This window comes from Micromonospora sp. CPCC 205539, assembly GCF_036906815.1.
In the GTDB taxonomy this organism is placed as follows: Bacteria; Actinomycetota; Actinomycetes; order Mycobacteriales; family Micromonosporaceae; genus Micromonospora.
This window is the reverse complement of the sequence record NZ_JBAKHW010000077.1, coordinates 1-14,285: the sequence shown is the minus strand read 5'-3', so window position 1 is coordinate 14,285 and position 14,285 is coordinate 1. Positions and strand designations below refer to the sequence as shown.

The window sequence follows — 14,285 nt, the reverse complement described above, 5'->3', positions numbered from 1 at the left end:
GCGCTCACCCCGCCCGCCAGCGGGCCCGCCGCCGAGGCCAGCGCGCCCGCCGCCGAGGCCAGCGCGCCCGCCGCCGGGGCCAGCGCGGCTGGGCGGGGGACGGTCGCGCGGGTACGGATCGGGCGCGTGCTGGACGCTGCCGCGCAGGCGGTGGCGCTGGTGGCTGCGGTGCTCGCCGTCGAGGTGGCGAGGGACGTTGCCACCGTCTGCGTGCTCTGGGGTGCCGCCGTGGCGCTGCGGTTGCTGCGTCGGGGCGAACCGGCCGGCCGCCGGCTGGTGTTCGCCGCTGTCGCCGGCGGGAGCGAGTTGGTCGGGGCATGGGTGCTGCTGGCCGCTGGCGGGGTGAGCGTGGTGGAGGCGTACACCCTGCCGGTCGCGGGGCTCGCCCTCGGCGCGGGTCTGGTGGCGCTGCGTAGCCGGCCTGGGCTGACCAGCTGGCTGGCGCTCGGCCCCGGGCTCGTCGCGGCGCTGTTGCCGAGCCTGGTGTCGGTGCTGGTCGGGTCGGACCCGCAGCCGTGGCGACGGCTGCTGCTCGGCGCGGTGGCGTTGGGCGCGGTGCTGGCTGGCGCTACCCGTCGCTGGCAGGCGCCGGTGCTGCTCGGCGGGGTGGTGCTGGCGGCGTTGGCGCTGCACGAACTGGCTCGTGGGTGGGATCTGCTGCCCCGATGGATCTACCTGGGTGCCGGGGGTCTGGCGCTGATCGGGCTCGCCGCCACCTACGAGCGGCGGCGGCGTGACCTGGCCCGGTTACGCGCTGCAGTGGCTCGGTTGGGCTGATCGGCCGCTCGGTGGTAGGGCTCGCCCTACCCCCCATTCGGGGGTTGTCAGGTTTACTCAGCGCAACCAGTACAAGGACCATTGGGGGGTAAGCCCGGACCAATCGGGTACCGGCGAAAGCTAGACGGGAGCAGCGATGGTGCTCGGAGCGGTGGCGGAACCGCCGGTACGGCGGCGTGGTAGTGATTACGCTCAGTTGTCCCGACGGATCAGTCAGGCGGGTCTGCTCGAGCGGCGTCCCGGCTGGTACACCGCCCGCATCGTGCTCACTCTCGGTGCCTTCGTGGCCGGCTGGGTCGCGGTGTTCCTGGTCGGCGACACCTGGTGGCAGTTGCCGCTCGCGGCCCTGATGGCGGTGGCCACCACCCAGGTCGCGTTCCTCGGCCACGACGCCGGGCACCGGCAGATGTTCCGCCGACGCGGACCCAGCGAGTTGGTGGGGCTGATCGCCGGCGACCTGGCCGTCGGGCTCAGCTACGGCTGGTGGGTCGACAAGCACAACCGGCACCACGCCAACCCGAACCACGAGGACGAGGACCCGGACGTCGGCGCGGGGGCGCTGGTGTGGACGCCGGAGCAGGCGTTGGAGACCAAGGGCTTCGGTCGCTGGCTGGCTCAGCGGCAGGCGTACTTCTTCTTCCCGATGCTCCTGCTCGAGGGGCTGAGCCTGCACGTGGCGAGCATCAAGGCCATCGTCGGCCGGGAGCCGGACGGCCGGTACGCCACCCCGATGCGCCACCGGGTGGTCGAGGCGGTGCTGCTCGTCGTACACACCGCGGGCTACCTGGGCATTCTGCTGGCGGCCATGTCGCCGGCCAAGGCGCTGCTCTTCGCCGTCGTGCACCAGGCTCTCTGGGGCCTCTACATGGGCTGCGCGTTCGCACCGAACCACAAGGGCATGCCGATGCCGACGGCCGAGGACGAGCTGGACTTCCTGCGTAAGCAGGTGCTGACCTCCCGCAACGTGCGGGGCAGCCGGTTCGTGGACACCGCCCTGGGCGGGCTCAACTATCAGATTGAGCACCACCTGTTCCCGAACATGCCCCGGGCCAACCTGCGGCGGGCTCAGCCGATCGTCCGCGCCTACTGCGCCGAGCAGGGCATCTCGTACGCGGAGACGGGGCTGGTCGAGTCGTACCGGCAGGCGCTCGGTCACCTGCACGAGGTGGGTCGACCGCTGCGCCACTGAGCGTGATCCGAAACGGGGGCGGTGCCGACCGGCACCGCCCCCGCTCGTTCGCGTGCCGAGTATCAGGCGCCGAAGGCCTTGATCAGCTCGGGCGGTGCCTCCTGGGTCTGGGCGGCCGGCGGTGCGGTCACCTTCACGTCGGTGCCGAAGTCGGAGTACGTCGTGGTCATCGTGCCCAGCGACGCCTGGAGCACGCTGGTGTCGACGGCGAACTCGGTGAGCCGCCCCTCGCCGTCCACCCGGGCGGTGAACGGCACGGCCTTGGCCTTGGCGCCCAGCGCCGCGATCTCCTTGTCCGACTTCAGCGTGCGGGTGTAATCCATGGTGCCCGCGAAGCTGCCGGGGGCGGTCTCCCGAACCTCCACCACGGTGCTGATCATCTTCTTGGCGCCGCCCGGGTCGCCGTCCGGCATCAGGTTGAACTGACCGCTGGCACCGAGCTTGGTGGCGTCCATGTGCATCCACTTGTCGGGCAGGCCGGCCATGCCGGTCACCTTCAGGTACGCGTCGTCGCCGGCCATCAGGATGCGGAACGTGCCCTGCGGGCCGAGCTTCATGGTGATGTCACCGGTCTTGCGGGCCGGGTCCAGTACGCCGCTGCCGCTGAGCACCGACGACTCCATCTTCATTCGTACGCTGTTCTCGTTGAGCTTCTGCGCGGCAGCGGAGAGCTGACCGAGCGCGTCGGCCGGGGCGCTGCTGCTCGGAGCCGCACTGCCGTTGGCGGCTGGGGTGTCCGACCCCGTCTGATTGCCGCAACCGGTCAGGGCGAGCCCGAGTGCGGCGACGAGTGCGACCCCCGTGGTCGCCAGCCGTCGTCTGTGCATCGTGGAGTCTCCTCGTGAAGGGTGGGCCGAAGCCGACGTCCGTCGATCCTCGACCGGGCCGTCGGCCAGCCTAGCGGGGCGACGCCACAGCCGCGCGTCGATGGCCGGCCGCCTGCCCCGACAATGCGCCACCGCTGGTCGGTGCCGTCGGCCGTCCCCGGTAGGGTCGGTGCCATGAGGTTCGAGATCAGCAAGGTGCTGGATGCCATCGAGGGCCGGGTCTGCACGGACCCGTCGCTGGCCCGGGCCGTCCTCGACCTGGCCGAGGTGATCCGCTACCAGGACATCGACGGTGGCCGGCCAGCCAGCCTGCTGCGGCTCGGCATGGTCATCGACGCGCTCTCCCGCGAGTTGGAGGAGGACAGCGTCCAGGTCTACGCGGTGGTGCACCGCGCGCTGCTCTCCGACGCCGACCTCACCTCGAACGAGCGGATGGTGGTCCGCCGCTGGGCTGACGACGGGCTTGTCGAGGTGCTCGACAACCCGGGTGACCGGATGCTGGAGGTCGCCGACCTGCTCGGGTTGCCGGTGCTCAGCCGGGTCCGTTTCGATGGGCTGCGGGGGCGCTTCCCGTGGCTGGTCGAGCAGCCCGGTCGGCTGCTCGCCCCGGTGCCCGGCGCCGGTGGCCCGGCGTTCATCGCGCACGTCGGTGGCGGCAACGCGCCGGTGGCGGGCACTCGCTCGCAGGCCGGCGCCAAGCTGCTGGCCCGGCAGTGGCGCTGCCCCGAGTCGGGCTGCGCGCTGTTCGGCGGCGGTGGCGGCGGTGGCGCGTTCGCCGACCTGGCCCGGGTTGTGGAGCGCAGCCCGGCCGCGCAACCCCCGCCCGCGCTGCGGAACGGCGTCCCTACCTGCCCCCGGCACGGCACGCGGCTCAACGACGCCGGCCCCCGGCCGCGCAGCGAGGTGCTCGCGGTCCGCGTCGGCGGACTGGTGCGGCGGCGCTTCGTGCTGACCGACGAGCGGCCGGTGGTGGCCGGCCGGGCTCCCGAGCAGGACGGCGGGATCATGCTCGGGCAGTGGCTCAACGACGAGGCCCGACGCTGGATCAGCCGCGGCCACATCCGCTTCGAGCTGCGCGTCGGCGAGGTCGTGGTGACCGACGTCAGCACCAACGGCTCCGGCATCCGACCGTCCGGCTCGATGGCCGAATCGGACCGGATCGCCCTGGCCCCGCAGCAGTCCCGGGTGCTCGGCGAGGGCGACATGGTGGAGCTCTATCCCGGGGTGCAGATCGGCCGCGCCGAGGAGTTGCCCGCCGGTGCCCCGTTCACGCCCACCTCGGTGATGGCAGAGGCCCCCACCATGGCCATGCGCCTGCCCCGCCCCTGACGCAGAGGCGCCGGGCCCCCGCCTCGCCCTCGCCCTCGCCCTCGCCCTCGCCCTCGCCCTCGCCCTCGCCCTCGCCCTCGCCCTCGCCCTCGCCCTGGCCTCGCCCTCGCCCTCGCCTCGCCCTCGCCCTCGCCCTCGCCTCGCCCTCGCCCTCGCCCTGGCCTCGCCTCGCCTCGCCTCGCCCGTCGATCTAGGGCACATCGTCGTCGGATGATCTCCGATCACAGCGATATGCCCTAGATCGACGGAGCGAGATCGACGGGGCGAGATCGACGGGGCGGGCTCGACGGGGCGGGCTGCGGGCGGGACGGGCGGGACGGGTGGGGGTTAGGCGGCCAGGACCGCGGCGAGCTGGGCCACCGCGAGGTCGATCTCCTCTTCGGTGATCACCAGCGGCGGGGCGAGCCGGATGGTGGAGCCGTGGGTGTCCTTGGCGAGCACGCCGCGTTCGGCGAGCCGCTCGCACGCCTCCCGCCCGCTCATCAGCGCCGGGTCGATGTCCAGGCCGGCCCAGAGACCGCGGACGCGGACCCGGACCAGGCCCTTGCCGACCAGACCCTCCAGGCCGGCCCGCAGCCGTTCGCCCAACTCGGCCGAGCGGCGCTGGAACTCGCCGGTGGCCAGCAGCCGGACCACCTCGATCGCCACCGCGCAGGCGAGCGGGTTGCCGCCGAAGGTGGAGCCGTGCTGGCCGGGCTTGAGCACCCCCAGCACGTCGGCGTTCGCGGCCACCGCGGAGACCGGCACGATGCCGCCGCCGAGCGCCTTGCCCAGCAGGTACATGTCCGGTACGACGCCCTCGTGGTCACAGGCGAAGGTCTTGCCGGTGCGGCCCAGACCGGACTGGATCTCATCGGCGATGAAGAGCACGTTGCGCTCGGTGCAGACCTGGCGCACCCCCGGCAGGTAACCCTCCGGCGGCACCACCACGCCCTGCTCACCCTGGATCGGCTCCAGCAGCACGGCCACGGTGTTCTCGTCGATCGCGGCGGTCAGCGCGGCCAGGTCACCGTAGGGAACCACGGTGAAACCCGGGGTGTACGGCCCGAAGTCGGCGCGGGCGTCCTCGTCGGTGGAGAAGCTCACGATGGTGGTGGTCCGACCGTGGAAGTTGCCCTCGGCCACCACGATGTTGGCCTGACCAGCGGCCACGCCCTTCACCTGGTAACCCCACTTGCGGGCCACCTTGATGCCGGTCTCCACGGCCTCGGCGCCGGTGTTCATGGGCAGCACCAGGTCCTTGCCGCACAGCGCGGCCAGCTCCCGGCAGAAGTCGGCGAACTGGTCGTGGATGAACGCCCGGCTGGTCAGGGTGAGCCGATCGAGCTGCGCGTGCGCGGCGGCGATCAGCTGCGGGTGCCGGTGGCCGAAGTTCAGCGCGGAGTAGCCGGCCAGGCAGTCCAGGTAGCGGCGGCCGTCCACGTCGGTGAGCCAGGCACCCTCCGCGGACGAGATCACCACCGGCAGCGGGTGGTAGTTGTGCGCCGTCCAGCGCTCGGCATCGCGGATCGCCCCCGGCGTCCGCAGCATGTCGTCCACGATCATTTGCTCGCCTTTCCCTGACGGAGCCGCAGCGTGCAGCACTTCGGTCCGCCGCCGGCCTTGAGCAGCTCGGACAGGTCGACACCGATGGTCTCGTAACCCCGGTCGCGCAGCTTGGCGGCCAGGTCGGTGGCCTGCGCGGGCAGCACCACGTGCCGCCCGTCGCTGACCGCGTTCAGCCCCAGCACCTCGGCGTCGGCCATGGTGGCGTGCACGGCGTCGGGGAAGAGCCGCCGCAGCACTGCCTGGCTGCCGGGGGAGAAGGCCTCGGGCAGGTACGCCACGGTCCGCTCGTCGAGCACGGTCAGCGCGGTGTCCAGGTGGTAGAAGCGCGGGTCGACGAGCTGCATGGTGATCACCGGGTAGCCGAAGATCTCCTGCAGTTGAGCGTGCGAGGCGTGCGCGGTGCGGAACCCGGTGCCGGCCAGCAGGTGGTCGCCGGCCAGCAGGACGTCGCCCTCGCCCTCGTTGACGTGCTTCGGGTCGTACATCTCGAAGCCGGCGGCCTCGAACCAGGCCCGGTAGGCCGGCGCCTCGTCGGCGCGCTGCGGGTCGCGGAACTGCACGGCCAGCGCCCTGCCGTCGATCACGGTGCCGCCATTGGCCGCGAAGACCATGTCGGGCAGGCCGGGCACCGGAGTGATCTCCTCGACGGTGTGGCCCAGGTCAAGGTACGTCTGGCGCAACTGCTCCCACTGCCGGACGGCCAGCGCGGCGTCGACCGGCCCGCTCGGGTCCATCCAGGGGTTGATCTTGTAGTCGACGGCGAAGTACGTCGGCCGGCACATCAACAGGCGCTGGCTGGTGGCGTCCATCGTCATTGTCCTGCTCCCAGGGGTCGGGCGCGCCCGGCCACCGTGGCCCACGGGCTGGCGCCGTTGTTCAACGTTATGCGGCGTCAGCGGCAGGATCTACCACCGAGAGTTGCGCAGACCAAACATTCGTTGCGTCTGGGCGGTTGACGGTGGCGATTCGTTGTGTCGACGCTCGCCGTACCCCGGAAACACTTCAGGGGCGGCGAATCGCCGCCCCTGAGAGGGTGTTGCCCTGCCGGTGAACCACCGAGCGATCGGGCTGACCGGTGAACCACCGGGTACTTCGCCGGTGCATCACCGGCGACCGGAACAGTGCCCGCTAGAAACGATCGACAAACTGTGAGTCAAGCCACTCGCGGAAGCGCTGCACCCAGTCGCCGTCGGTGGTCGGCCAGTCGAACTGGCCGGTCATCGCCAGCACCCCGAGCACCACCGCGGCCAGACCGATCAGCACGCCGAGCAGCGCGTCGGTCTTGCCGGCGACATGCCGGCGGCGGGTGGCCATCAGGCCGAGCACCGAGAGCACCGCGCCGATCGCGCCGAGCCCGATGCCGTACCCGGCGAGGGTGCCCGTCAGCACGAAGAGCGCACCGGCGACGGCGACCACCAGGCCGAGGGTGGCGAGCATGCTGGCCCGCGGCTTCGGGCCGCGCACCACCGGCTGCTCTGGCTCGATGCGCTCAGGGGCAGGGGAGACCGGGCGGTCGGTCGTGACCCGGTCCGCTGCGACGGTCTTGTCCGCCGCGACGGCGTGGTCCGCTACGACGGCGCGGTCCGCTGCGACGGCCCGGTCGGTCGTGTCGGGCCGGCGGGGTGCCCGGTCCTCGTCGAGGTCGACCTTGGAGTCGCGCTCGACGGTCGGGGTCGGGGTGGCGCCGACCGGGGCGCGTCGGATCTCACCCTCCACCGGTCGGGCGACGGCGGCGCGGGCCACGGCGGCCCGCTCGTTCGCCCGCCGCTCGGCCTCGTCGGACCGACCCGTGCCGGTGCCCGTCGAGTCGTCCCGGTCGGTGCCGACCACAGTGTCGCGACCGTCAACCCGGCCGTCGAGGTTCTCGTCCCGCGTCGGCGCCGGCTCCGACCGGCGGGACAGCGAAGGAATTTTGACCACAACACACCTCCTGATGAATGCGTGGTGGCCGACGTATCGGGTGGCACCCACGCGGTACGTCATGGAGATACCCAGAAGCTCGATTTCTGACACCCACCCGAACGGGCGGTGGGTCGTCCTCGACGCCCCACCGCCCGTCGTGCATCGCCACGGTCAGGCGGGCACCGTCCACTTCTGGTTGGCACCACCGGTGCAGGTCCAGATCTGGGTGGGAGTGGCGTTGGCCGAGGTGTTGCCCACCACGTCCAGACACTTGTTCGCGCTGACGCTGACCAGGTCACGGGCGGCCGTCGCGGTCCAGCGTTGGTTGGCGCTGCCGGTGCAGGTCCAGATCTGCACCCGGGTGCCGTCGGCGGTGGCGTTGTCCCGCACGTCCAGGCACTTGCCCAGAGCCCGTACGGTGCTGTCGCTGCCGAGCGTCCACTGCTGCGCGGCGCTGCCGTTGCAGTCGTAGAGCTGGACCGCCGTGCCGTCGGCGCTGTTGGCGGCGGCCACGTCCAGGCACTTGCCGGCCAGGCCGACGATCGCACCGGTCCGGCCTCCACCACCACCACCGGACTGGGTGCCCGACCAGGTGAAGGTGGCCGTGGTCCGGGCCGGCAGCGAGTACGTGAAGGACTGGCCGCCCCAGACCACCTTGACCGACTGGGTGCCGGTGCCGCCGTTGTGCGCGATCAGCGCCTTGGAACCGTTCGGGTTGGCGTACGCCACGTTCTGCACCGTGCCGTTGGCGGTCGAGTCGATCCGGTACGCCCCGGGCTGGACGAACTTGGTGAGGTGCCCGGTCGTGTAGTACTCGATCGTGTAGTCGACCTGACCGGCCCGGGAGCCGCCCTCCTGCACGGTGACCAGGCCGGTGCAGGTGCCGCAGCCGCCGTTGTGCGGGCCCATCGACTGGTTGAGGGCGAGGCCCCACTTGACCAGGCTGCCGCTCCAGTTACGGGCGTAGTTGACGATGTCGGCGAGGTCCTCGTTGTGCTGGTTGCCGATCCAGGTGCCGCCGGAGTGTTCGGTGCTGAACTGGCGTACCGCCGGATACTGGTTGTGCACCTGGGTGCCGACCGCCGGGTCACCGAAGTAGCCGTGCCAGGCGATGCCGCCGAAGAGCGGGTCGTTGCGGACGCCGGCGTCGGCCAGCAGCACCGCGCCAAAGTTCGGGTGGTCGCCGTAGTTCCAGTCGTGCACCAGCACCTTGGTGGTGAGGCCGGCGGCGCGCAGCGCGGGGTAGAGGTGGTTCTTGGTCAACTCGACCAGCCCGGACCCGTTCCAGCTCATGCCCGGGTACGTCATGGCGGGCGGGTTGGCGGCCTGGCAGCAGTTCGGCTCGTTCTGCACCGAGAGGTAGTTCACCGCAATGCCGGCGGCCTGGTAGGCCTGCACGTACTTGACCAGGTACTGGGCGTACATCGGGTAGTACTCCGACCTGAGCCAGCCCATCTGGTCCATCCGGCCGTTGTCCTTCATCCAGCCCGGTGCGCTCCACGGCACGCCCATCACCCGCAGCGCGGGGTTGAGCGACCGGGCCTGCGCGGTGAGCAGCCGGACGTTGGTGTCGTACCCGTTGCTGTTGAAGTCGTTGAGGTCGCAGCAGGTGTCGTCGAGCGACACGTTGCCTGGGCGGGAGAGGTCCGAGGCGCCGATCGGGTTGCGGACGAAGGAGAGCCCGATGCCGTCGGTCGGGGAGAAGAGCTTGCGCATCACGGCGTCGCGGGTGGTGGCGCTGATCGGACCACCTCGAAAGAGGTACGCGGTGCTGTCGGTGATCGACGCGCCGCCGCCCTCGAACTGCTGGTAGCGGGTGTTCTCGTTGACCGTGATGGTGTGCGTCGCGCCGCCGCTGCTGGTGGCGAAGTTGACCGGGGTCTGCTGCTGGAGGCCCCGGCTGACCTGGCGGCCACCGGAATCCGAGGTGGTGGTCAGCCAGATGTTCACCTGCTCGCCAGCGGCCGAGGCGGGGGCGGGCAGCGCGACCGTGGCGGCGGCCGTCGCGGTGCAGATCGCGAGCAGGGCCGCCGGGACGGCTCGGCGTCGGGGGCGCTGACGGTGGCCTGACGGCAGGGGTACGGGGGTGGTGGGCATCTGCGGCTTCCTCTCGCGCGGCGGTGCTGTCGGTGCCGGCCGGGCGTGTCTAACAGTTAATATTCCTTAGTAATAGAAGTCAATGGATTCTTTCGATCCCGGCCTGCTGCACGAAGATCTCCCGCTTGTCGGTGCCGTCAAGGGACAGAGCTGGAGCTGAGCGCTGCTGGCTATCCTTGGCACCCGTGCCAGAGGGACACACGATTCATCGCCTGGCGGCTCGGCACGCCGAGCTGTTCGCCGGGGACAAGCTGCACGCCGCGAGCCCGCAGGGCCGCTTCGCGGAGAGCGCCGCGCGCCTCTCTGGCACGGTCCTCGAGGGCACCGATGCGTACGGCAAGCACCTGCTGCACCACTACGCAGGCGAGCTGACTCTGCACGTACACCTCGGGCTTTATGGGAAGTTCGCCGACGGGCCGGGCGAGCCGCCGGAGCCGGTCGGTCAGGTGCGGCTGCGGCTGGCCAGCGACCGGCACTGGCTGGAGCTGCGCGGGCCGACCGCCTGCGAGCTGCTCACTCCACCCGAGGTGGCCGCCCTGCGGGCCCGCCTCGGCCCGGATCCGCTGCGCGCCGACGCCGACCCCGAGCGGGCGTACGCCCGGATCTCGCGCAGCCCGACGCCGCTGGCCGCGCTGCTGCTGGACCAGTCCGTGGTGGCCGGCACCGGCCTGATCTTCGTGACCGAGGCGCTGTTCCGGGCCGGGCTGCCGCCGACGATGCCCGGCCGGCAGCTCACCCGGGCCGGCTGGGACGCACTCTGGGCCGACCTGGTCGGGCTGATGCGGCTCGCCGTCGAGCACGGCCGGATCGACACCGTGCGCGACGCGCACCTGCCGGAGGCGATGGGCCGCCCCGCCCGCGTGGACCGGCACGGCGGCGAGGTGTACGTCTACCGCCGCCCCGACCTGCCCTGCCACGTCTGCGGCACCGAGGTCAGCCGCGGCGAGCTGGCCGGCCGTAACCTCTACTGGTGCCGCACCTGCCAGCCCGGCTGACCGCGACGGTCAGTGCTCGTCGAGGAGCCAACGGACCACCTCGATCTGGTGCGTCAAGGCGGTGTCGCCGGCGAGGCTCCAGGCCAGCGTGTGGCCGATCGTCCAGCCCCGGACCCGCTCCCGATCGAGCCCCAGCTCGGCGCTGAGCCGGTCCAGCCGGTGCCGGACGGCGGCGGCCGAGTGGCCCAGCTCCCGGCCGCGCACCATCGGCACGACCGAGAACTCGCGCTCGCCGGTCAGTGGCTTCGGGTCGATCACCAGCCACGGTTCCCGGTGGGCGCAGAGCACGTTGCCGGCGTGCAGGTCCTGGTTGACCAGCACCTGTTCGCCCTGACTGGCTGCCAGCTCGGTGAGCAGGGCGAGCGCCGCGTCGAGCAGTCGCCGCTCGTACGGCCGGCCGGCCCGTTGCCAGGCGTCGGGCATCCGCTCGATCCAGCCGGCGGCCTCCGCTGCGAGCGAGGTGAACGGTGCGCCGGCGGGTCGCCACAGCCGGGGAAGCAGCCCGGTCACCACGTCCAGCGCCCGGTCGGCGGGCAACTCGTGCAGGGGCGTGCCGGGTCGGCACTGCTCCACCAGCAGCGCTCGCCGGTGTGGGTCGTGCTCGAGCAGCCGGATCGCCCCGTCGCCGTCCCAGTGGGCCAGCGCGTCGGCCTCGTGCCGGCTGTCCTCGTCCGGGTACTGCAGCTTGAGCACCACCGCCGTGCCGTCGGGCAGGTGGGCGGGGAGCGCCAGCGAGGCGAACGCGTACCGGAAGGGTGGTCCGAGTCGCAGTGACCACCGCTCGGCGCACTCCGCGAGCCGGTCGGGGAGGGTGGCCGACCAGTCCCGGCCGGCCGGTGAGTGTCGTACCCAGTCCAGTCCCTCGGGCAGCTCCATCCGGCCATACTGGATCATGTGCAGGTGGCCGGCCCGTCCCGGTGGGGGTGTGACGCAACCGGAATTGACACCCGACCGATCAGCGGGCCAGGGTTGGAGCCAAGACAACGATGTCAACGGGCGTTTGGGAGAATTCGTACTCATGATTCACCTGGCGTGGGCCGACCAGCTCGCGCCGTCCCGTTGGCGGTTTCCCGGCGCGGACGCCGTCCGCACGCCGATCCTGGCCGTATGTCCCTTTCCCTACCCGACGGTGACCAGCTGAGATGACCGACGTGCCCCGATCCGAAGTCGAACCGACCCCCGCCCCGGCCGGGTCGCCCGACCTGCCCGACCTCGATACGTTCCTGGCCGACCAGACCAGCACACTGCTCGACACGGTCCGCCGCGCGGTCCGGCCCGAGGGCGGCTTCTGGTGGCTGACCGACGACCGCACCCCGGACCGCAATGAGCCGGTGTACACCTGGATCACCTGCCGGATGACCCACGTGGCCGCTCTCGCCTACCGCCACGGCGACCAGGACGCCGGCGCCCTCGTCGACCACGGGGTCGCCGCGCTCCGCACGTTGCTGCACGACGATCAGTACGGCGGCTGGTTCGGCGCCGTGGACCAGCAGGGCACACCCACCAACGACCGCAAATCCGGGTACGACCACGCGTTCGTGCTGCTCGCCGCCTCCAGCGCGGCGCGTACCGGTCGGCCCGGCGCGGACGAGCTGCTCGCCGAGGCGCAGACCGTGGTGCGGGACCGGTTCTGGGACGCCAACGCCGGCGCGGTCCGGGAATCCTGGAACCGGGACTGGACGGTCACCGAGGACTACCGGGGCGCGAACAGCAGCATGCACATGGTCGAGGCGTCCCTCAACGCTGCCGGTGCCGCCAACGATCCGACCTTCCTCGACCGGGCCCTGCAGATCGCCACCCACCTGGTGCACGGCGAGGCCGCCCGGCACGACTGGCGGCTGCCCGAGCACTTCACCGCCGACTGGACGCCGCTGCCCGACTACAACCGGGACCGGCCCGCCGACCCGTTCCGGCCGTACGGCTCCACGATCGGGCACTGGCTGGAGTGGGCCCGGCTGCTGCTGGAGCTGGAAGCGCTCCTGCCGGATCCGCCGCGCTGGCTGCTCGCCGACGCCCGCGCCCTCTTCGCCGCCTCGGTGAAGCGTGGTTGGGCGGTCGACGGGGCCGACGGCTTCGTCTACACGATCGACTGGGACGACCGGCCGGTGGTCCGCGACCGGATGCACTGGGTGGCGGCCGAGGCGATCGGGGCGGCCATCACCCTGCACCGGCGCACCGGGGACCCCGTCTACGCCGACTGGTACCGGGTCTTCTGGTCGTACGCCCGCCGCTACCTGATCGACGGCACCGGCTGGCGGCACGAGCTGGACGCGCAGAACCGGCCCGCCAGCACGGTCTGGCACGGCCGACCGGACGTCTACCACGCGTACCAGGCAGTTTTGTTGTCCCGCTCGGCCGACGGGCTCGGCGGTCCCGGCCCGCTCGCCCCGGACGAGGTGCCCGCATGATCGTCGTGGCTGGTGAGGCACTGATCGACCTGGTGGTCTCCGCCGAGGGGCAGCGGGCGGTACCGGGCGGATCGCCGGCGAACGTGGCTGTCACCCTGGCCCGGCTCGACCAGCCGGTGCGGCTGCTGGCCCGGCTCGGCAACGACGAGTACGGCCGGCAGGTCGCCGAGCATCTCACCACCAACCAGGTAAACCTGGACTGGGCGGTCCGCGCCGAGCAGCCCACCTCGGTGGCGGTGGCCACGCTGGACGCCACCGGGCAGGCCAGCTACGAATTCCGCCTGGCCGGCACGGCGGACTGGCAGTGGACGCCGCAGGAGTTGCCCGAGCTGGCCGGGTCACCCGCCAACGCTCTGCACACCGGCTCGCTCGCGCTCGCGCTGGCGCCCGGCGCGGGCGTGCTGGAGGACCTGCTCGCGAGCGAGCGTCGGCGCGACGGGCTCACCGTCTCGATCGACCTTAACCTGCGTCCGAGCATCGTCACGGACCGGACGGCGGAGCAGGCGAGGGTACGGCGGCAGGTGCCCCTCGCGCACCTGGTCAAGGCCAGCGACGAAGACCTGGCCTGGCTCTACCCGGACCGGACCGTGTCCGAGGTGATGGCCGAGTGGCGTGCCCTCGGGGTGTCCTGCGCGGTGGTGACCCTGGGCAGCGAGGGCGCACTGCTGCTCGCCCCGGACGGGTCGGTGCACCGGCAGCCGGCAGTCCCCACCACGGTCGTCGACACCGTCGGTGCCGGCGACTCGTTCACCGGCGGTCTGCTGGCCGCGCTGGCCGACCTCGACGCGCTCGGTGACCGGCCGGTCGACCGCCTCGCCGCGGTGACCGAGCAACAGTGGGGCGCGGTGCTCCGGCAGGCGGCCCTGGTGGCCGCGCTGACCTGCGGTCGCCGAGGTGCGGACCCGCCCCGCCGAGCCGAGGTCGAGGCCCTGCTCGACCCCGAGAGCTGAGCCACCCGCGCCGGCCCGACCCACGGTCGGGTCGGCGCGCTCGGCCTGTGCGGTCCGGGCCTCCTGCGCCCGACGCTTCCGCCCGTGCCGGGCGGCTGAGTTCGCTGATCGACACGAGGTCGGTGAAGTCGCGGTATCCCGTCGGCCGGATACCGCGTTATCGGTGATGTCGAGTCGATCATGACGCGGGGCGCGCGCGGGGCGCGCGCTTGGGCGGTGGCGGGGCGCGCGCGGGCGGCCGCGCGGGGCGCGCGCGGGCAGCC

Annotated in this window: 12 protein-coding genes; 6 read left to right on the top strand and 6 right to left on the bottom strand. The window is 72.2% G+C overall.

Going from position 1 to position 14,285, the window contains the following annotated elements; genetic code table 11:
- A partial coding sequence (locus V6V47_RS32170; protein ID WP_442934337.1) for an SCO7613 C-terminal domain-containing membrane protein occupies nucleotides 1-777 on the top strand: 777 nt, incomplete at its 5' end.
- A gap of 136 nt (nucleotides 778-913) precedes the next feature.
- Nucleotides 914-1,966 (top strand): fatty acid desaturase family protein, encoded by a 1,053-nt coding sequence (locus tag V6V47_RS32165; RefSeq protein ID WP_334632321.1) that lies wholly within the window; start codon nucleotides 914-916, stop codon nucleotides 1,964-1,966.
- 62 nt (nucleotides 1,967-2,028) lie between these two features.
- On the opposite strand, the gene V6V47_RS32160 is transcribed toward V6V47_RS32165, so the two are convergent.
- Nucleotides 2,029-2,793, bottom strand: coding sequence for a hypothetical protein (locus V6V47_RS32160; RefSeq protein WP_334632320.1), 765 nt, complete (start codon nucleotides 2,791-2,793; stop codon nucleotides 2,029-2,031).
- 174 nt (nucleotides 2,794-2,967) lie between these two features.
- On the opposite strand from V6V47_RS32160, the gene V6V47_RS32155 reads away from it, so the two are divergent.
- The gene (locus tag V6V47_RS32155) at nucleotides 2,968-4,122 is read left to right on the top strand and encodes an FHA domain-containing protein (RefSeq protein ID WP_334632319.1); all 1,155 of its coding nucleotides are present in this window, start codon (nucleotides 2,968-2,970) and stop codon (nucleotides 4,120-4,122) included.
- A 327-nt stretch (nucleotides 4,123-4,449) separates the two neighbouring features.
- On the opposite strand, the gene rocD is transcribed toward V6V47_RS32155, so the two are convergent.
- The 4 genes from rocD to V6V47_RS32135 all read right to left on the bottom strand — a co-directional run bounded on the left by rocD (nucleotide 4,450) and on the right by V6V47_RS32135 (nucleotide 9,669).
- Nucleotides 4,450-5,667 (bottom strand): ornithine--oxo-acid transaminase, encoded by a 1,218-nt coding sequence (rocD, locus tag V6V47_RS32150; RefSeq protein WP_442934336.1) that lies wholly within the window; start codon nucleotides 5,665-5,667, stop codon nucleotides 4,450-4,452.
- The gene (gene ddaH, locus V6V47_RS32145; RefSeq protein ID WP_334632322.1) at nucleotides 5,664-6,479 is read right to left on the bottom strand and encodes a dimethylargininase; all 816 of its coding nucleotides are present in this window, start codon (nucleotides 6,477-6,479) and stop codon (nucleotides 5,664-5,666) included. The genes rocD and ddaH overlap by 4 nt, the downstream gene beginning before the upstream one ends.
- A 319-nt stretch (nucleotides 6,480-6,798) precedes the next feature.
- Nucleotides 6,799-7,590, bottom strand: coding sequence for a DMT family transporter (locus V6V47_RS32140; protein WP_334632318.1), 792 nt, complete (start codon nucleotides 7,588-7,590; stop codon nucleotides 6,799-6,801).
- Between the two features lie 153 nt (nucleotides 7,591-7,743).
- Nucleotides 7,744-9,669: a ricin-type beta-trefoil lectin domain protein gene (locus V6V47_RS32135; RefSeq protein ID WP_334632317.1), complete on the bottom strand. Its 1,926-nt coding sequence runs from the start codon at nucleotides 9,667-9,669 to the stop codon at nucleotides 7,744-7,746.
- Nucleotides 9,670-9,854: 185 nt separating this feature from the next.
- Here V6V47_RS32135 and V6V47_RS32130 point away from each other — a divergent pair, with 185 nt between their 5' ends.
- Complete coding sequence (locus V6V47_RS32130) at nucleotides 9,855-10,664, top strand: Fpg/Nei family DNA glycosylase (RefSeq protein ID WP_334632316.1); 810 nt, start codon at nucleotides 9,855-9,857, stop codon at nucleotides 10,662-10,664.
- Between the two features lie 9 nt (nucleotides 10,665-10,673).
- Here the strand turns inward: V6V47_RS32130 and V6V47_RS32125 are convergent, their stop codons facing one another.
- On the bottom strand, nucleotides 10,674-11,540 hold the full coding sequence (locus V6V47_RS32125; RefSeq protein ID WP_334632315.1) for an aminoglycoside phosphotransferase family protein: 867 nt from the start codon (nucleotides 11,538-11,540) through the stop codon (nucleotides 10,674-10,676).
- A gap of 266 nt (nucleotides 11,541-11,806) precedes the next feature.
- Here V6V47_RS32125 and V6V47_RS32120 point away from each other — a divergent pair, with 266 nt between their 5' ends.
- Nucleotides 11,807-13,072, top strand: coding sequence for an AGE family epimerase/isomerase (locus V6V47_RS32120; protein WP_334632314.1), 1,266 nt, complete (start codon nucleotides 11,807-11,809; stop codon nucleotides 13,070-13,072).
- On the top strand, nucleotides 13,069-14,022 hold the full coding sequence (locus tag V6V47_RS32115; RefSeq protein ID WP_334632313.1) for a carbohydrate kinase family protein: 954 nt from the start codon (nucleotides 13,069-13,071) through the stop codon (nucleotides 14,020-14,022). The genes V6V47_RS32120 and V6V47_RS32115 overlap by 4 nt, the downstream gene beginning before the upstream one ends.
- Nucleotides 14,023-14,285: the final 263 nt, after the last annotated feature.

What these genes read in the sequence shown, in the direction of transcription:
- V6V47_RS32165 (WP_334632321.1), top strand. Translation starts at nt 914, where the DNA reads ATGGTGCTCGGAGCGGTGGCGGAACCGCCGGTACGGCGGCGTGGTAGT.
- V6V47_RS32160 (WP_334632320.1), bottom strand. Translation starts at nt 2,793, where the DNA reads ATGCACAGACGACGGCTGGCGACCACGGGGGTCGCACTCGTCGCCGCA.
- V6V47_RS32155 (WP_334632319.1), top strand. Translation starts at nt 2,968, where the DNA reads ATGAGGTTCGAGATCAGCAAGGTGCTGGATGCCATCGAGGGCCGGGTC.
- rocD (WP_442934336.1), bottom strand. Translation starts at nt 5,667, where the DNA reads ATGATCGTGGACGACATGCTGCGGACGCCGGGGGCGATCCGCGATGCC.
- ddaH (WP_334632322.1), bottom strand. Translation starts at nt 6,479, where the DNA reads ATGGACGCCACCAGCCAGCGCCTGTTGATGTGCCGGCCGACGTACTTC.
- V6V47_RS32135 (WP_334632317.1), bottom strand. Translation starts at nt 9,669, where the DNA reads ATGCCCACCACCCCCGTACCCCTGCCGTCAGGCCACCGTCAGCGCCCC.
- V6V47_RS32125 (WP_334632315.1), bottom strand. Translation starts at nt 11,540, where the DNA reads ATGGAGCTGCCCGAGGGACTGGACTGGGTACGACACTCACCGGCCGGC.
- V6V47_RS32120 (WP_334632314.1), top strand. Translation starts at nt 11,807, where the DNA reads ATGACCGACGTGCCCCGATCCGAAGTCGAACCGACCCCCGCCCCGGCC.
- V6V47_RS32115 (WP_334632313.1), top strand. Translation starts at nt 13,069, where the DNA reads ATGATCGTCGTGGCTGGTGAGGCACTGATCGACCTGGTGGTCTCCGCC.